General features: G+C 70.5%; 6 protein-coding genes. All 6 read left to right on the top strand.

Annotated features, from left to right (window positions below; genetic code table 11):
* Window positions 1-8 precede the first annotated feature (8 nt).
* The 6 genes from D5S18_RS27880 (at window position 9) to D5S18_RS27855 (ending at window position 19,323) form a co-directional block, all read left to right on the top strand.
* Window positions 9-668, top strand: a complete 660-nt coding sequence (locus D5S18_RS27880; protein WP_120044047.1) for a response regulator — start codon at window positions 9-11, stop codon at window positions 666-668.
* A 161-nt stretch (window positions 669-829) separates the two neighbouring features.
* Window positions 830-1,315, top strand: a complete 486-nt coding sequence (locus tag D5S18_RS27875) for an FxsA family protein (protein WP_120044046.1) — start codon at window positions 830-832, stop codon at window positions 1,313-1,315.
* Window positions 1,316-1,370: 55 nt separating this feature from the next.
* A complete protein-coding gene (locus D5S18_RS27870; RefSeq protein ID WP_239004039.1) occupies window positions 1,371-2,954 on the top strand; it encodes an amidohydrolase in 1,584 nt (527 codons plus the stop codon).
* Between the two features lie 2 nt (window positions 2,955-2,956).
* Window positions 2,957-4,549 (top strand): apolipoprotein N-acyltransferase, encoded by a 1,593-nt coding sequence (gene lnt, locus D5S18_RS27865; protein WP_120044045.1) that lies wholly within the window; start codon window positions 2,957-2,959, stop codon window positions 4,547-4,549.
* A gap of 372 nt (window positions 4,550-4,921) precedes the next feature.
* Entirely contained in the window at window positions 4,922-18,382 is a 13,461-nt protein-coding gene (locus D5S18_RS27860) for a non-ribosomal peptide synthetase (RefSeq protein ID WP_120044044.1), read from the top strand.
* Window positions 18,379-19,323: an ATP-binding cassette domain-containing protein gene (locus D5S18_RS27855; protein WP_120044043.1), complete on the top strand. Its 945-nt coding sequence runs from the start codon at window positions 18,379-18,381 to the stop codon at window positions 19,321-19,323. Before D5S18_RS27860 ends, D5S18_RS27855 begins: the two co-directional genes overlap by 4 nt.
* Window positions 19,324-19,410: the final 87 nt, after the last annotated feature.

Below are 19,410 nucleotides of genomic sequence, written 5' to 3'. Positions count from 1 at the left end.
TTGGGGGCGTGCCGATCACCGTACTCGTCGTCGACGACCAGGAACTCATGCGCATGGGACTCAAAATGGTCCTCGGCGCGCATCCGGATCTCGAGGTGGTCGGTGAGGCGGCCAATGGTGCGGAGGCGGTCAGCCGAGCCGCCGAACTGCGGCCCGACGTGGTGCTCATGGATGTCCGCATGCCCGTGGTCGACGGCGTCACCGCCACCGGCCGCATCGTCGAGGCGGGCGACGGGGTGCGGGTCCTGGTCATGACCACCTTCGACCTGGACGAGCACGCCCTGGGCGCGCTGCGCGCGGGTGCGAGCGGATTCCTGCTCAAGGACACCCCGCCGGAGGATCTGGTCTCGGCCATCCGCAGCGTGGCCGCGGGTGACGCGGTGGTCTCCCCGAAGGTCACCAAGCGGCTGCTCGATCGGCTCATCGCCGAGAATCCGGGCCGCACCCGCGATCCCCGCGTCCTCGAGGTGCTCACGGCCCGCGAGCGCGAGGTGCTCGAACAGATCGCGGCCGGGCGATCCAATGCCGAGATCGCCGAACAGCTGTTCCTGTCCGAGGCCACGGTGAAGACGCATGTCGGCCGGGTGCTCACCAAACTCGGCCTGCGCGACCGGGTGCAAGCGGTCGTGCTCGCCTACGAGACGGGTCTGGTGCGGCCGGGCGGCTGAGAATCTCAGCGAGTTGTCAGGCCCGCGGCGTGAGCGACGGGACCGGAGGCGGTAGCGCAGCGTAACCACGGAGGGACCCGCGAACGCCGCAGATCAGACACACCGGGAGAGAATTCGCGGGCCGATGCGTTGGTAGGGGTAGATCGTCCGAAAGGATCGCCATGCCCGCCCTGCTGTTCGTGCTCTATGTGGTCGTCGAACTTCTCGCGCTGTTCGCCGTCGGGTCCTGGCTCGGCGTCGTGCCCGTCATTCTGCTGCTCATCGCCGGGTCGGCGGCGGGCATGCTGCTGATCGGGTCGCAGGGCAGGCGGGTGTTCGAACAGTTCCGGCGTGCCGGTCGCGGCGAGATCCCGCCGGGCACCGCCGTCGCCGACGGCGCGCTGGTCGCCACCGGCGGGCTGCTGATGTTCGTGCCGGGCCTGGTTACCTCCGTCGCCGGATTGCTGCTGCTCCTGCCGCCCACCCGATTCCTGGTTCGGCCGCTGATCACGGCTTTGGCCGCGCGGCGCCTCGGCCCGGTGGTCACCACGCATCTGCCCTATCGCGGGGTGGTCATCGATGGCGACGAGGTCATCGACGGCAGCGTGGTGCGCGAGTACTACGACGACGGACAGGGCAAGGCGCACCGGGTGATCGGTCCGGCCTGAGGCCCGAACTCCACCGCCTGCCACGGCTTCGGCGCGCGCCGGCAGACTGTCCACCGTGAGTACCCAGTTGTTGATCGGCGGTCGCATCCACAGCCCGAGTTCCCCCGACGCCACCGCCATGGCGGTGGCCGACGGCACGGTGGTCTGGCTGGGTGCCGAGCAACCGGGTCGCGCACTGCATCCCGATGCCGAGATCGTCGATCTGGACGGCGCGTTCGTCGCCCCGGCCTTCGTGGACCCGCATGTGCACATCACCGCGACCGGACTCGAACTCACCGGACTCGACCTGTCCAAGGCCCGCTCGCTCGAGCACTGCCTCGAACTGGTGCGCACCTTCGCCGCCGCCCATCCCGCAGGGGTCCTGCTCGGCAGCGGTTGGGACGAGACGACCTGGCCCGAGCGGCGCGCGCCCACGCTCGCCGAGATCGATGCCGCCGTCGGTCCGCGCCCGGCGTACCTGTCGCGGGTGGACGCGCATTCGGCGGTCGTCTCCACCGCACTGCTCGACGTCGTCCCCGGTAGCACCGGGTTCACCCCGGGCGCGCCGCTGCGCGCCGAGGCACACCATGCGGTCCGGGTCGCGGCGCTCGCGGGTTCTTCGCGCGCGCAACGGGATTCGGCGCGCCGCGCCACTCTGGATCGTGCGGCCGCGCACGGGATCGCGGCCGTGCACGAATGCTCCGGCCCGCAGATCGCGGGCCGCGCGGACCTGGCCGAACTGCTGGAATTCGAACACGGTGTCGAGGTGCGTGCCTACTGGGGCGAAGCCGTGCGCAGCGCCGACGAGGCGAGCGCCCTGGTCGGCGAACTCGGTGTGCACGGACTGGGCGGCGATCTGTTCGTCGACGGTTCGCTCGGCTCGCATACCGCCTGGTTGCGCGCGCCGTATACCGATGAGAACACCTCCGGCGTCGGCTATCTCGACGCCGACGCCATCACCGCCCACCTGCGCGCCTGCACCCTGGCGGGTGTCCAGGCGGGCTTCCACGTCATCGGCGACGCCGCGATGGACGCGGTGGTCGCGGGCTTCGAGCGGGTGGCCGCCGAACTGGGCGGCCCGTCGGTCGCGGCGCGCGGGCACCGGGTCGAACACGCGGAGATGCTGGATCCGGACCAGATTGCCGCGCTGGCCCGCCTCGGCGTGATCGCCAGTGTGCAACCGGGATTCGACGCCGCGTGGGGTGGTCCGGACGGTATGTACGCCGCGCGACTCGGTGAGCGGGCGGTCGCGTTGAATCCGTTCGCCGCCATGGCCGCCGCCGGTATCTCCCTGGCCATCGGTTCGGACGCGCCGGTCACACCGCTGGATCCGTGGGCGGCCGTGCGCGCGGCGGTGAATCATCGGACCGCGAGCAACGCCCTGTCGCCGCGTGCCGCCTTCGCCGCGGCGACCAGAGGTGCGTGGCGCGCCGGGGGAGTGCGCGACGGTGTCGCCGGAACCCTGGTGCCCGGCGCGCCCGCCTCCTATGCGATTTGGGAGGCCGAGGACCTGATGGTCGCCGCGGCTGCCGATTCGGTGCAGCGGTGGTCCACCGATCCCCGTTCGCGGGTGCCGGGTCTGCCGCCGCTGCGATCGGATTCGCCGCTGCCGCGCTGCCTGCGGACCGTGCATCGCGGCGAGACGATCTACAAGGCGTGATGATGAGAGCCGAATCGCTGTCGCGCGGGGTCGCGCGCTACCCCGTCCTCGTTCGCTGCGCGGCCGCGATTATCGGCGGGTTGCTCCTGTTCGGCAGCTTCCCTCCACGCCCGTGGTGGTTCCTCGCCCCGCTCGGTGTCGCCGTGCTGACGCTGGCGGTGCGCGGTCCGGGCCGCCTGCGCGGCGGATTCGGCTACGGATTGCTCGGCGGGTGGGCGTTTTTCGTGCCGCTGCTGCCGTGGACCGGCATCTATGTCGGTCCGGTGCCGTGGTTGGCGCTGTCCACCGCGTGCGCGCTCTATCTGGGTCTGTTCGGTGCGCTGACGCGCCTGCTGGTGCGGTTGCCCGGCTGGCCGCTGTGGGTGGCGTTGGCGTGGACGACCGCCGAATGGGCGCGCTCGAATTTCCCATTCGGTGGATTCCCGTGGGGTCGTTTGGCTTTCGGGCAGGGCGACGGCTGGTTCCTGCCGCTGGCGGCCTACGGCGGCGCGCCGCTGGTGAGTTTCGCTGTCGCGCTGACGGGCACCGGGTTGGCCGCGCTCGTGCTCGCGCTGCGCCGTCCCGAGTTCGCGCTGCGGAGTGGGATTGTCGCCGCGACGGCGACTTTGGCTGTCATGCCGCTGGCAGGCGCGATCCTGCGGTCGACGCTGCCCGGCCCGGAGGCGGGCGATCGGACGATCACGGTCGCCGCCATTCAGGGCAGCGTGCCCCGGCTCGGTCTGGATTTCAATGCCCAGCGGCGCGCGGTGCTGGACAATCACGTCAAGCGCACCGAGGAGTTGGCGCGCGCGGTGGCCGACGGTGCGGCGGCGCAACCGGATGTGGTGGTGTGGCCGGAGAATTCCTCCGATATCGATCCGTTGCGCAATGACGATGCGGCGCAGGCGATCACGCGGGCCTCGACGCTGATCAAGGCGCCGATCCTGGTGGGCGCGGTTCTGGTGAACGCCGATCGCACCACGACGAATTCGGTGATCGTCTGGAATGGCGCCGAGGGGCCGGGCGAACGGCACGACAAGAAAATCATCCAGCCGTTCGGCGAGTATCTGCCGATGCGCGGATTCTTCCGTTTGTTCTCCACTTATGCCGACAAAGCCGGCTATTTCGTGCCGGGCAATGGCACCGGCGCGGTGCATGCCGCCGGGGTGGATATCGGTGTGGCCACCTGCTACGAGGTGGCCTTCGATCGCGCCTTCCAGGATTCGCTGCGGGCGGGCGCGCAATTGCTGACGGTGCCGACCAATAACGCCACTTTCGGTGACTCGGAGATGACTTACCAGCAGTTAGCCATGTCGCGGGTGCGGGCGGTGGAGCACGGTCGTGCCCTGGTGGTGGCGGCGACCTCGGGGGTCAGTGCGATCATCACCGCCGACGGCGCGGTGCGTCAGGAGACCGCCAAATTCGTGCCCGCCGCCCTCGAGGCGCGGCTTCCGCTGCGTGACAGCACCACCTTGGCAACCCGCCTCGGATCGCTGCCCGAATGGGCGGCCGTGGCAGTGTGCGCGGCGGCCGTGGCGGTCGCAGTGTACCGGCGACGCGGGGATCGGGTCGGCGCCTCGAAAGGTGTGCAACGCGCGGGCGAACCCGTATCCTGAGCCGTACGCGGTCAAACCGAACCGTTGGTATGCCCGACATTTCGGCGCCGCGTGGGGGCCTTCGCGGCCTGTCCGACCTATTCGCCTGTCTGTAGCTCGAGCACTGATCTCGGACCGCTCTACACGGTGATCTTGCTGGTATTTCGGTCCTTCGCCGGCGAAAGATCACATTTGCCCAGATGTAGCTAGCGAATTGGCCACGCCGCCAACGGTGTTGGATGTGAAACAAATCCTCTTAGCCGCCAATCCGGTCGATGCGACGCTCCGAATGTAGGTCGTGGATCACGTCCTACGGGTGGCGCATGCGTGCGTCACGGTCGGACGTTCGGGGAACGCGGGGAGTTGCGTCGACAGCGGCAGAAGGAGTGTTTGATGGGTTCATTGGCCACCGACCGGGTCGCCATGGCCGCTACGGATGATTTCACGGCACCACCGTTCGCTCTGTCGCCCGCGCAGAGCGCCCTGTGGTACGCGCAGCGAATTCGTCCCGATGTGCCCCTCACCGTGGCCCAGTATGTCGAGATCCACGGTGACCTCGATGTGGGCAGGCTGCTGTACGCGATCGAGCGGTTCGGGGCCGAGACCGAGGTCGGACATGTCCGTTTGGTCGAGATCGACGGTGTGCCACACCAATTCATCGATCCGCGGCGCCGTCCCGGCTGGGCCAGGATCGATCTGCGCGCCGAGGCGGACCCGCACGCGGCCGCGCTGCGCTGGATGAGCGAGCACGCCGCCGCCCCGATCGACCTGGAAAACGATCCGCTCACCACGAACGCGGTGCTGCGGACCGGCGATTCGGACTACATCTGGTACGCGCGCGGCCATCACATCGTCATCGACGGCTACGGCGCGATGAACGCGCTCACCCGCACCGCCGAGATCTACACCGCGCTCGAGGACCGAGCCGAACCGGTCGTCTCCCGTGCCACGCCGCTGGCCGAGCTGTACGCGGGCGAATCCGACTATCGGGAGACCCGGCGCTTCCACACCGACCGCGACTATTGGGCCGCCGAGCTCGCGGGCGCGGGCGAACCGGCCAATCTGGCCATGGGCGGCACCCCGGCGCGTCCGGAGGTGGATCGCCGCCACGTCTCGGCCGTGCTGAGCGCGCCGACCACGGCGGCCATGGCCGAGGCCGCCGCGACCTTCGGCGCGACCGATCCGACGCTCGTGGTGGCCGCGCTGGCCGCCTACGTGGGCGCGGTGACGGGCGATCCGGATGTGGTGCTGAGCCTGCCGGTGTCGGCGCGCACCACGGTCGCGCTGCGCCGCTCGGCGGGCTTCGTGTCCAATGTGGTGCCGATCCGGCTCCGCCGCACCGCGTCGACAACCATTCGCGAGCTGGTCAAGGCGGCGGAGGTCAAGATCACCGGCGCGCTGCGCCACCAGCGCTACCGCTCCGACGATATCCGCCGCGACTGCGGCTACTCCAGGGATGCGCGCGGATTCTTCGGCCCGATGGTCAATATCATGCTGTTCCACCAGGATCTGCGGTTCGGCAACCTGCTCGGCTCGCTGCGGGTGCTCTCCACCGGCCCGGTGGAGGACCTGTCGATGAACCTCTACAACGGCGTCGGCGACCGGATGTACCTGGATTTCGAGGCCAACCCGCGCCGCTACGGCCAACAGGAGGTGGCGGCGCACCACGGTCGGTTCCTGGACTTCTTCAACCGCTTCCTGGCGGCGGGTCCCGACGCGCCCGCCGCCGCCATCCCGGTCACCACCGACGACGAGCGCGAGTTGGTGCTGCGGACCTGGAACGCGACCGCGACGGTGCCGCAGCGGGGCACCCTGGTGAGTCTGTTCGCGGACCGGGCCGCAGGCTGCCCGGACGCCGTCGCTCTGGAATTCGGGGCGCAATCGCTCACCTACCGCGAGCTCGACCAACGCGCCAACCAATTGGCCCGACTGCTCGTCGCGCGCGGCGCCGGTCCGGAAACCGTTGTCGCCCTTTATCTGCGCCGCAGCGTGGAACTGGTGGTCGGTATGTACGCGATCATCAAGGCGGGCGCGGCCTACCTCCCGCTCGATCCGGACCACCCGGCCGAGCGCGTCGAGCAGATCCTGCGGCGGGCCGCCCCGATCGGTGTGCTCACCGCCGCCGCCGACGGCCTTCCCCTACCCGAGCACATATGCCGCCTCGCGCTCGACACCCTGGATACCGACGATCTCGACGACGGCCCCCTCACCGACGCCGAGCGCATCGCACCGCTGCGCGCCGACCACCCGGCGTACATCATCTTCACCTCCGGCTCAACCGGCCGCCCCAAGGGCGTGGCCGTCACCCACGCGGCCATCGTGAACCGGCTGCGCTGGATGCAGCACGAATACCCGCTCGACGGCGCCGACGCCGTGCTGCAGAAGACGCCCGCCGGTTTCGATGTCTCGGTCTGGGAGTTCTTCTGGCCGCTGCAGGTGGGTGCGCGGCTGGTGATCGCCGCGCCCGACGGCCACCGCGATCCCGACTATCTGGCCCGCGTCATCGCCGAGAAGCGGATCACCACGGTGCATTTCGTGCCGTCCATGCTGTCGGTGTTCGTCACCGACACCGATGTGCGCGGCTGCTCGGGTCTGCGCCGGGTGTTCTGCAGCGGTGAGGCGCTGCCCGCGGCCACGGTGCGGGATTTCCGGGCCGCGCTGCCCGAGCCGGAATTGCACAATCTCTACGGCCCCACCGAGGCCGCGGTGGATGTCACGTATTGGCCGTGCGCGGGCGAGCCGCAGTCGGTGCCGATCGGCGCGCCGGTCTGGAACACCCGGACCTATGTGCTCGACGCCGGGCTGCGGCCCGTGCCGCCGGGTGTGGCGGGGGAGCTGTACCTGTCCGGCATCCAGTTGGCCCGCGGCTACCTCGGCGAATCCCGGCTCACCGCGGAGCGTTTCGTCGCCGATCCGTTCGTGCCCGGCGCCCGGATGTACCGCACCGGCGATCTGGCCCGCTGGCAGTTGGTCGGCGGTGCCCTGGAGTACCTGGGCCGCACCGACTTCCAGGTGAAGATCCGCGGCCTGCGCATCGAACTCGGCGAGATCGAGTCGGCGCTGCTGGCCGACGAGCGGGTGGCCCGCGCGGTCTGCGTCGCCCACAACGGCACGGACCTGGTGGCGTACCTGGTGGCCGCGCCCGGTGCGGACCTGGACACCGCGGCCCTGCTCGCGGGTCTGCGCCGCACCCTGCCCGCCTACATGGTGCCCGCGGTGCTCCAGGAGCTCGACGAGCTCCCGCTCAGCCCGAACGGCAAGATCGATCGCCGCGCCCTGCCCGCGCCCGCCGCACCCGCGCACGCGGGCCGGTCGGGTGCGGCGCCCGTGACCGCGGTGGAGTTGGTGCTCGCGGGGATCTTCGCGACCGTCCTGGACCAGCCCGAGGACGAGATCGGCGTGGCGGACAGCTTTTTCGACCTCGGCGGCAATTCGCTGAGCGCGGCCCGCGCGGTCGCCCGAATCAATGCCGCCCTCGGCGCGGCACTGACGATTCGCGATCTGTTCGAGACCGGCACCATCGCGGCGCTCACCGAGCGCTTCGCCACGCACAACCCGGTCACGACCTCGCCCCGGCTGGTGGCGGCGGCGCGACCGGAGCGCATTCCGCTCTCACCCGCCCAGCAGCGGCTATGGATCCTGAACCGCTTCGCCGAGCATGCCGCCGCCTACAACATGCCGCTGGCCGTGCGCTTGGACGGTCCGCTCGAGGTGGCCGCGCTGCGCGCGGGTCTGGTCGACGTGCTGGACCGGCACGAGAGTCTGCGCACCACCTTCCCGGACAGCCCGACCGGCCCCTACCAGTTGATCCACCCGGCCGTCGATATCCCGCTCACCACCGATCCGGTCGAGGTCGCCGAATCCGAGGTGGCAGGCCTCATCGCCGAATTCGCCTGCTACGGCTTCGATCTGCGCGATCAGGCCCCCGTGCGGGCGGCGCTCTACCGCACCGGGCCGCAGCGGCATGTCTTTCTGCTGGTGCTGCACCACATCTGCGGCGACGGCTGGTCCATCGCCCCCCTGGCGCGCGATCTGATGACGGCGGTGGCCGCCCGCGTGTCCGGGACCGCGCCGCAGTGGACGCCGCTGCCGGTCCAGTACGCGGATTTCGCGCTCTGGCAACGCGAACTGCTCGGCGAGGAGTCCGATCCGGCCAGCTCCCTGAGCAGGCAGCTGGACTTTTGGCGCGGAGCGCTCGCGGGCCTGCCCGAGCAACTGGATCTGCCGCTGGACCGCCCCCGCCCCGCGCGGCGCGGCACCGGCGGCGGCCGGGTCGATTTCGTCATCCCGGCCGAAATCCACCGTGCCGCCGTGGAATTGGCCGCCGGTCGGGGTGTGAGCATGTTCATGGTGCTGCACGCCGCGCTGGCCGCCCTGCTGGCCCGGCTGTGCGGCGGCGCCGATATCGTCGTCGGCACCCCGATCGCGGGCCGCTCCGATCCGGCCCTGGACGAGTTGGTCGGCATGTTCGTCAACACCCTGGTGCTGCGCACCGAGGTGGATCCGGCCGCCGGATTCGACCGCATGCTGGATGTGGCGCGCGAAACCGACCTCAATGCCTTCGCCAATCCGGATGTGCCGTTCGAGCGGCTGGTGGAGGCGGTCAATCCGGAGCGTTCGGCCGCGCGACATCCGCTGTTCCAGGTCATGCTGTCCTACGACCACGCTCCGCGCTTGCGGGTGGAACTGCCCGGCCTGCGGGCCGAGGTGCTGCCCATCGAGACCGAGATCGCCAAATTCGACCTGCGCCTCGAGGTGCGCGACGGTCCGGCCGACGGTCCGTTGCAGGCCGAATTCGGCTATGCCACCGATATTTTCGACGAACAGACGGTGCGGTCCTTCGCCCGCCGCTTCGTCGCGGTGCTGGGCGCGGCCGTCGCCGCCCCGCACCGCCCGCTCGGCGATATCGACATCCTGGACCGCCGCGAGCGCGCGAACCTGGTGCCCATCGCCGGTTCGCCCGCCGAGCCCTCGCTCACGCTGGCCCGACTGCTGACCGATACCGCCGAGCGGGTGCCCGACCGGATCGCCGTGCGCCACCTGGGGGTCGACACCACCTACCGCGAGCTGGATCTGGCGTCGAATCGCCTGGCGCGCACCCTGATCGAACACGGCGCGGGTCCGGAGACGGTGGTCGCCATCGCCCTGCCGCGCGGGCTGGAATCCATCCTCGCGGTGTGGGCGGTGGCGAAAACCGGTGCGGCATATGTGCCGATCGATCCCGCCTACCCGACCGAGCGCATCGCGCACATGATCGAGGACTCCGGCGTCACGCTGGGGCTCACCGACGCCGAGTTCTCGACGACGCTGCCATCCCGGCTCGCGGGCGGCGGCAAACATCGCCGCGGCCGCGTCGACTGGCTGGCGCTCGGCTCCGCCGAGGTGGCGCGCCACGGTGCGAACCCGATCACCGACGCGGACCGGCGCCGCACGCTGTGCGCCGCGCATCCGGCCTACCTCATCTACACCTCCGGTTCCACCGGCACGCCCAAGGCGGTGATCCTCACCAACGCGGGCCTCGCCTCGCTGGCACACGAGCAGACGCACCTGTTCGGTGTCACGGATTCGGCACGCACCCTGCACTTCTCCTCGCCCAGCTTCGACGCGTCGGTGCTGGAGTTGCTGCTCGGTTTCGCCTCGGGGGCCACCATCGTGGTCGCGCCCGCGACCATGTACGGCGGCGCGGAATTGGCGGCGCTGCTGCGCACCGAGCGGATCAGCCACGCCTTCATCACCCCGGCCGCGTTGGCCACCGTCCCGGACGACGGGCTCGACGATCTCGACGCGGTCATCGTCGGCGGCGAGGCCTGTGGCGAGGATCTGGTCCAAACCTGGACCGCGCGGCACCGCATGCACAATATGTACGGCCCGTCCGAGGCCACGGTCGCCGCGACGGCCACCGGACCGCTGATACCGGGCCGCCCGGTGCCGCTCGGTCTGCCCATCCGGGGTATGCGCCTGTTCGTCCTGGATGCGCGCCTGCATCCGGTGCCGCCGGGGACGCCGGGTGAGCTGTACCTGTCGGGTCCCGGCCTCGGTCGCGGCTATCACGGCCGATTCGGTCTGACGGCGCAACGCTTCGCGGCCAATCCGCACGGTCGTCGCGGCGAACGCATGTACCGCACCGGCGATCTGGTGGTCGCCGACGCCGCCGGTCGGCTGCGCTTCCTCGGCCGCGCCGACGATCAGATCAAGATTCGCGGTTTCCGCGTCGAACTGCGCGAGATCGACCACGTGCTGCGCACCCATCCCGGTGTCGGCTTCGCGCTCACCCTCGTGCACACCGACGCGCACGGTCAGCAGCGCCTGGCCGCCTACCTCACCGCCGACGGCCCGCTCGACACCGCCGCTCTGGCGGAGACGGCACGGCAGCGACTGCCCGGATATATGGTGCCCGCCGCGTTCACGGTGCTCGAGGCGCTGCCGGTGTCGCCTGCGGGCAAACTGGACCGAAAGTCCCTGCCGGAACCGGTTTTCGTGGCGACGGGACCCTCGCGCGCACCGGAGTCGACGCGGGAGCGCGAGGTCGCGGCGATCTTCGCGGCCGTCCTCGGACATCCGGTGCCGGGCGCCGAGGACAGCTTCTTCGATATCGGCGGAAATTCGCTGCTGGCCACCAGATTGACGGCGGCGCTGCACGCCGAGTTCGGGGTCGAACTGCCGGTGCGGACCCTGTTCGAGGCGCCGACCGTGGCCGGGGTGGCGGAGCGGATCGATCGCGCGCCCCGGACGCGGCGACCCACGCTGGCTGAGCACACCCCGCGTCCGGGACGTCTTCCATTGTCGCCGCCACAGCGTCGGCTGTGGTTCCTGAATCGACTTTCCCCCGAATCCGGTGCGTACAACATCGCTTTCGCGCTGCGCATCGATGGTGCGTTGGATGTGCCCGCGCTGGGCGCCGCACTGGCCGATCTGATGGGGCGGCACGAGGTGCTGCGCACGGTCTTCCCCGAGGACGAGGCGGGCGCGCACCAGGTGGTGCTGCCGCTGCAAGCGGCTTTCACCGCGCCGCCGCCGATCGAGTTGGACGAGGCGGGCGCGTCGGCCGCGTTGACGGCCATGGCCCGAACCGGATTCGACTTGGCGGCCGCGGTGCCGCTGCGAATGCTGCTGCTGCGCACCGGATCGGAGCGGCACGTGCTCGGTATCGCGCTGCATCACATCGCCGCGGACGGTTGGTCGCTGGCTCCGCTCACCCGCGACCTGGCCCTCGCCTACGCCGCCCGGCGGGCGGGTAGTGCGCCCACCTGGAGTCCGCTTCCGGTGCAGTACGTGGATTTCGGGCTCTGGCAGCACGAATTGCTCGGTGCGGAAACCGATCCGGACAGCCGCGCGAACGCGCAGCTCACCCACTGGCGCGCCGCGCTGGACGAACTGCCGGGCGAGTTGCCGCTGCCCTACGATCGCCCGCGCCCGGCCGAGCCCGAAATGACTTCGGGCGCGGTGTCTTTCACCGTGCCCGAGGCGGTCCAGCGCGGATTGGCCACCGTGGCCTCGGCGCACGGTATGAGCCTGTTCATGGTGCTGCGCTCGGCGCTGGCCGTGCTGCTGCGCTGTGTCACGGGTGGCCGCGACATCCCGATCGGCACACCCGTCGCGGGTCGCGCGGATACCAAGCTCGACGATCTGGTCGGGATGTTCGTCAATACGGTGGTGCTGCGCTCGCATGTTCATCCGGACGGCACCTTCGCCGACCTGCTGCGCGCCGACCGCGACAATGAGCTGACCGCCATGGCGCACACCGATATTCCGTTCGAGCGCGTGGTGGAGGCGCTGGACCGACCCCAGGGCAGTCCGGTGTTCCAGGTGGCGCTCGGTGTCCAGGACGGCACGGCCCCGGTCCTGACACTGCCCGGATTGTCGATCAGCGCCGAGGAACTCGATATCGCCAGGGTCAAATTCGATCTCGAACTGCGCGTCACCGGTTCGTTCGACGCCGGCCTGAAGTTCGAATTCGGCTACGCCGCAGAACTTTTCGACCATGCCACGGTCGAGCTGCTCGGCGCGCGCCTGGTGCGGGTGCTCGCGGCGGTCGCGGCAGATCCCGGTGTGCGCGTTCGCGATATCGATGCGCGCACCGAATCCGAACGCAGGCTGCTGGCCCCCGCGCGCGGCGCCGACAGCGCGCCCCCGTGCACCCTGGCCGCCTGCTTCACGGCCACCGCGCATATGTACGGCGAGCGCACCGCGCTGCGCCAGGTCGGCTCCGCCGAGCGGCCCGGCACCACCAGCCTCACCTACGCCGAACTGGATCGCCGCTCGAATCGCCTGGCGCGCCTGCTGATCGCGCGCGGTATCGGCGCCGGGGACCGGGTCGCCCTCGGCCTGACCCGCTCGATCGAATCGGTACTCGCCGCGCTCGCGGTGACCAAGGCGGGCGCGGCCTTCGTCCCCGTGGACCCGAACTATCCGGCCGACCGGATCGAGCACATGCTCACCGATTCCGGTTGCCGTGCGGGGATTTCCGTCGCCGCCACCCTGCCGCGAGTGGATACAGCCACGCAATGGCTGCTGCTGGACGAGCCGAGTTGCTTCGCCGAACTCGCCGCCGCCCCGGAGACGAGGATCGAGCAGGCCGAGCGGGTCCGCCCGCTGCGTATCGACGATCCGGCCTACCTCATCTACACCTCGGGTTCCACCGGAAAGCCCAAGGGCGTCACGGTGACCCACGCGGGCCTGTCCAATCTCGTCGACGAACTGCGCGAGCGCATGCGCATGGATGGACAGGCCCGCACCCTGCACTTCTCCACGCCCAGTTTCGACGCGGCCATCCTGGATCTGCTGCTCCCCTTGGGTTCCGGTGCGGCCATGGTCATCTGCCCGCCCGATATCTACGGCGGCGACGAGCTGGCCGAACTGCTCGCCCGCGAGCGCGTGACGCACACCTTCCTCACCCCGGCCGCGCTGGCGACCATCGATCACGATCGCTGGCCGCTGCCCGATCTGCGCGTCCTCATGGTCGGCGGCGAGGCGTGCGGGCCGGAGTTGGTGGCCCGCTGGGCGCCGGGCCGGTGCCTGCTCAACGGCTACGGCCCCACCGAGTCCACGGTGGTGGTCTGCATCGCCGAGTTGCGGGCGGGCGAGCCGATCACCATCGGCGCGCCGGTGCGCGGCGCGCGGGCGCTGGTGCTCGACGAGCGGTTGCGCCCGGTGCCGGTCGGTGTGCCGGGTGAGCTGTACCTCGGCGGGATCGGCCTGGCCCGCGGCTATTTCCACCGCGGCGATCTCACCGCGGCGCGTTTCGTCGCCGATCCGTGCGGTCCGGCGGGCGCGCGCATGTACCGCACCGGGGATGTGGTGCGCTGGACGGCGGCGGGCACGCTGAGCTACCTCGGCCGCAGCGACCACCAGGTGAAGGTGCGCGGTTTCCGCATCGAACTGGGCGAGATCACCGCCGCGCTGGCCGGGCATCCGGATATCCGTTTCGCGCACACCGAGGTGCGGCGGATCGCGGGGGTGGACCGGATCGTCGCGTTCGTCCAAACGGCGGGGTCCGATCCGGACCGGGCGGCGCTGCGCGCCCATGTCGCGGCCCACCTGCCCGCGCATATGGTGCCTGCGAGCATCACTGTGCTGGAACGGATTCCGCTCACTCCGGTCGGCAAGCTGGATTCGGCCGCCCTGCCCGAACCGGAACTGCTCGCGGACCCGGCGGGCCGCGCGCCGGAAACCGCGTCCGAGCACCTGGTTTCGCAGATCATGGGTGAACTGGTCGCGGTCGATGCCCTCGCGGCCTCCGACAGTTTCTTCGATGTCGGCGGAAACTCGCTGCTGGCCACGCAATTGGTGGCCCGGCTGGCGGCGGCGCGCGGGGTGCGACTCGAAGTGCGGGCCGTCTTCGCCAATCCCACGGTGGCCGAACTGGCCGCGCTGCTGGACGCGGGCGACGGCGCGGCGGCACGCCCCGCACCAGGGCGCAGGGTGCGTCCCGAGCGAATTCCGTTGTCGGCGGCGCAGTATCGGCTGTGGTTCCTGCACCGCTTCCACGCGGCGACCGTCGGCGAACACGCCGCCGCCTACAACATCCCGGTCGTGCTGCGGATGACGGGTCCACTGGATGTGGTCGCGCTGCGCGCGGCCCTGCACGCGGTGCAGGACCGACACGAGACGCTGCGCACCGTCTTCCCGGAACTCGACGGCGAACCGTGCCAGCGCGTGATCGCACCATTGGCCGCCGCCGTCCCGCTCACCACGCTGACCGTGACCGAGGCCGAGATCGCCGATACCGTCCGGTATTTCGCGGCGACGGGTTTCGACCTGGCCACCTCGGTCCCGGTGCGTGCCGCACTGCTGGAACTCGGCCCGCAGGAGCGGATGCTCGTGCTGGTGGTGCACCACATCGCGATGGACGGCTGGTCGCTGGGTCCGCTCGCCGCCGATGTGGCCGCCGCCTACGCGGCCCTGGCGGGCGGCAGCGTTCCCGGCTGGACCGAACCCGAGATCCAGTACGCCGATTACACGCTGTGGCAGCGGGATACGCTCGGCACGGAGGACGATCCGGATTCGGCGCTGCGCACCCAGCTCGACTACTGGCGCACCGCGCTGACCGGCGGCCCGGATCTGCTCGCCCTGCCCACGGACCGGCCGCGCCCCGCCACCCCGTCCTATCGCGGTGGGACCACGCGCGGCGCGCTCGACGCGGCCACCCATCTGCGCCTGCGCGCGGTGGCCGCCGAGCAGCGGGTGAGCATGTTCATGGTGCTGCACGCGGCCCTCGCGGTCCTGCTGCATCGCCTGAGCGCCGCCGACGATATCGCCGTCGGCACCCCCATCGCCGGGCGCGATCATCCGGCGCTGGACGGGATGGTCGGCATGTTCGTCAATACCCTGGTGCTGCGCACCCGCATCGATCCGGCCGCGCGCTTCACCGACCTGCTGCACGCGGTGCGCGATGCCGATCTCGATGCCTTCGCCAATGCCGATCTGCCCTTCGAGCGGCTGGTGGAGGTGCTCAATCCGGTGCGCTCGACGGCCCATCACCCGCTGTTCCAGGTGATGCTCTCGGTCCGTGACGAACCCGCCCGCCTGCCCGCCCTGCCCGGTCTGCGCATCGAGGCGGTGGAATTCGACAGCGGCATCGCCAAATTCGACCTCCAGTTCACGCTGGTGGAATCGGCGCGCGACGGTATCGCGCTGTCGGTCGACTACGCGGCGGACCTGTTCGACGCGGCGACGGCGGACCGCTTCGGTCGTCGATTGGTTCGCCTGTTGAGCGCCATCGCCGCCGATCCGACCACCCCGGTGGGCGATCTGGAACTGCTCGACGACGCGGAGGCCCGGATTCATGGCGCCCCGGCCGACGCACCCCGCACCCTGCCCGAGGTCTTCGCCGCCGCGGCGGGGATGAACAGGCGGGCCGTGGCCCTGTCCGCCGCGGGCACCGATATCACCTACGACGCCCTCGACCGCTGGACCAACCGGATGGCGCGGGTGCTCATCGATCGCGGCGTCGGACCGGAAACTCTTGTCGCGCTGGGTATTCCGCGTTCGGCGGAATCGGTTGCCGCCGTGCTCGCGGTGGCCAAGGCGGGCGCGGCCTTCGTCCCGGTCGATCCGAACTACCCACCGCAGCGCATCGCGCACATGCTCACCGATTCCCAAGCGGCGCTGGGCATTACGCTGGCCGAGCACCGAAACGCGCTGCCGGACACGGGCGCCGAGTGGATCGTCCTGGACGATCCGGTCTTCCGCGCCGCGGTGCTGGCCGCCGACGACGCGCCCATCGCGGAGGCGGACCGCAACGCAGCACTGCGCGTGGACCATCCGGCCTACGTCATCTACACCTCCGGTTCCACCGGAACCCCCAAGGGCGTGGTGGTGACCCACGCGGGCCTGTCGAATTTCGCGGCCGAGACCGCGGCCCGATTCGAGGTCGAACCCGGCTGCCGCGTCCAGCATTTCGCCACCCCGAGCTTCGACGCGGCCATGCTCGACCTGCTGTTCGCGCTCGGCGGCGCGGCCACCCTGGTGCTCACCCCGCCCGGTGTGGTCGGCGGCGCGGAACTCTCGCGGTTCCTCATCGACAGCGCGATCACCCACGCGTTCATCACCACCGCGGCACTGGCCACGGTCGATCCGACCGATGTCACCGAATTGCGGCAGGTGCTCGTCGGCGGCGAGGCGCTGCCGCCGGATCTGGTCACCCGGTGGGCGCCGGGCCGCAAGCTCCACAACGTGTACGGCCCCACCGAGACCACCATCGTCACCTTGATGTCGACGCCGCTCACACCGGGCGGCCCGATCACCATCGGCGGCCCGATCCGCGGTGTCGGCGCGAGTGTCCTGGACGGCAGGCTGCATCCCGCACCGGTCGGCGTCACCGGAGAACTGCATTTGGCGGGCGCGGTCCTCGCGCGCGGCTATCTGAACCGGCCCGGTCTCACGGCGCAGCGTTTCGTCGCCGACCCGTTCGGTGCGCCCGGTTCGCGCATGTACCGCACCGGCGACCTGGTGCGTTCGGATGCCCGAGACCTGGAATACGTCGGGCGCACCGACCACCAGGTGAAGATCCGCGGCTTCCGCATCGAACTGGGGGAGATCGACGCCGCGCTGGCCGCGCACCACGAGGTGGAGTTCTCGCTCACCATCGGTCACACCACCCCGGCGGGCGCGACCGCGCTGGTCTCCTACGTGAAGCCGCGCAACGCGCTCACCACAGCGGCGCTGTCGGAACATCTCGCCGAGCGGGTGCCGAATTACATGGTGCCGCAGTCGATCATGCTGATCGACCGGATCCCGCTGAACCCGGTGGGCAAACTCGACCGAAAGGCCCTTCCGGAACCGGTCTTCGCCGCGACCGAGGGCTACCGCGCCCCGGTAGGTGCCACCGAGGCGGCGCTGTGCGCGGCCTTCGCCGAAGTGCTCGGTGTGGCACGGGTCGGCGCGGATGACGGCTTCTTCGAACTCGGCGGCAACTCGCTGCTGGCCACCAAGGTCGTCGCGCACGTGCGCGACAACGGGATCGAACTGCCGGTGGCGCTGATGTTCGGCCAGGCCACCCCGGCCGCCATCGCGGCCAAACTCGACGGACACGGCACCGAGGCGGTGGCCGCCGCCGCACTGGCCCCGGTGCTGCCGATCCGGACGGGCGGTTCCACCCTCGCACCGCTGTTCTGTGTGCATCCGGCGATCGGACTGTCCTGGTGCTACTCCGGTCTGCTCGCCCACATCGGTCCGGACCGTCCGGTCTACGGTCTGCAGGCGCCGCACGTGGCGGGGGAGCGGGCGTTCGCCTCCATCGCCGATGCCGCCGAACACTATGCGGCGCATATCAAGTCGATCCAACCGGAAGGTCCCTACCATCTGCTCGGCTGGTCGCTGGGCGGACTCATCGCCCACGAGATCGCGGTGCGCCTACAGGTCGAGGGCGACGAGGTGGCCCTGCTCGCCATGTTGGACAGCCACCTGCTCTCCGACGAGTTGTTGGCTGCGGCCATGCCGAGCGTCGCGGAGATCCTCGACGAATTCGGCAGCGAAACCCTCGACGGCCGCCTCGATCCGGCCATGGGCCTGCGCGAAGCCGCCGATCTGCTGCGCTCGCAACCCGGTCCGTTCGCGGCGCTCACCGTCGACCATCTCGAACGCCTCTACCACGGCTACGCCGCGGGCACCGCGCAGGCGAACGGATTCGCGCCCGCGCTGTTCAAGGGTGACCTGCTGTTCTTCGCCGCTGCGGCCGACCCGGTCAACCGCGCCCATCCCGAGCGGCGGGCCTCGGCGTGGCGACCGTATGTCACCGGGGCCATCACCGAACACGAAATCGACTGTGCCCATTCGGAAATGACGACTCCCGCCGCGCTCGCGGCGCTCGGTCCGGTACTGCGCCGCCACCTTCAGGAAGGATTCCCAGCATGAGTTTCGCGGTCGAGGTGTCCGGCTTGGTGAAACACTATGGCCGCGTACGCGTTCTGGACGGTGTGGACCTGGAGATCCCGGCGGGCACGGTACTTGGTCTGCTCGGTCCCAATGGCGCGGGCAAGACCACCACCGTCCGCATCGTCACCACCCTGCTGCGGCCCGACTCCGGATCGGTGCGCGTCGCCGGGGTCGATGTACTGCGCGATCCGGGCGCGGCCCGCGAGCGGATCGGTCTGTCCGGTCAGTACGCGGCCGTCGACGCCAACCTCACCGGCTACGAGAACCTGCACATGGTGGCCCGCCTCTACGGCATGTCCCAGAAGCGGTCCGCCGAACGCGCGAGCGAACTGCTCGGCGCGCTCGGCCTCGAATACGCCGCCGACCGTCGGGCGGGCACCTACTCCGGCGGTATGGCCCGCCGCCTCGACCTGGCGGGCGCGCTGGTGGCCCGGCCGCCGGTGGTGGTGCTCGACGAGCCGACCACCGGTCTGGATCCGCGCGGCCGCCTCGATATGTGGCGGATCATCGGCGACCTGGTCAAGGACGGCACCACGGTCCTGCTCACCACCCAGTACCTGGAGGAGGCGGACCTGCTGGCCGACCGGATCACCGTCATCGATCGCGGGCGGGTCATCGCGCGCGGTTCGGCCGACGAACTGAAGACCTCGATCGGCGGCGAGAAGCTCACCGTCACCCTGGCCCCCGGCCAGGACGTCAATCCCGCCCTGATGGTGCTGGCCTTGGTCGGCCTGGGCGAACCGGCGCGCGCGGCGGGCGCCGAGGAGATCACCGTGGTCGTCGGCGAGGGCACCCGCACCATGGTCGAGGCGCTGCGCCGCCTCGACGACGCGGGCGTCCAAGTGCTGGACGCCTCGGTGCGCCGCCCCAGTCTCGACGATGTATTCCTTTCGCTCACCGGCCAGGAGGTAAGTGCGTGACCACCGCTCCAGTCATCGAGAAAGCCGTCGTTCCGGAGCCGGAGCCGACTGCGGAACCCGTAGCGGCGCAGCGGGATCCATCCCCTT

The sequence above is a fragment of the Nocardia panacis genome, from assembly GCF_003598715.1.
Lineage (GTDB): Bacteria > Actinomycetota > Actinomycetes > Mycobacteriales > Mycobacteriaceae > Nocardia > Nocardia panacis.
This window is presented reverse-complemented; position numbering and strand designations above follow the sequence as displayed.

What these genes read in the sequence shown, in the direction of transcription:
- D5S18_RS27860 (WP_120044044.1), top strand. Translation starts at nt 4,922, where the DNA reads ATGGGTTCATTGGCCACCGACCGGGTCGCCATGGCCGCTACGGATGAT.
- D5S18_RS27875 (WP_120044046.1), top strand. Translation starts at nt 830, where the DNA reads ATGCCCGCCCTGCTGTTCGTGCTCTATGTGGTCGTCGAACTTCTCGCG.
- D5S18_RS27855 (WP_120044043.1), top strand. Translation starts at nt 18,379, where the DNA reads ATGAGTTTCGCGGTCGAGGTGTCCGGCTTGGTGAAACACTATGGCCGC.
- lnt (WP_120044045.1), top strand. Translation starts at nt 2,957, where the DNA reads ATGAGAGCCGAATCGCTGTCGCGCGGGGTCGCGCGCTACCCCGTCCTC.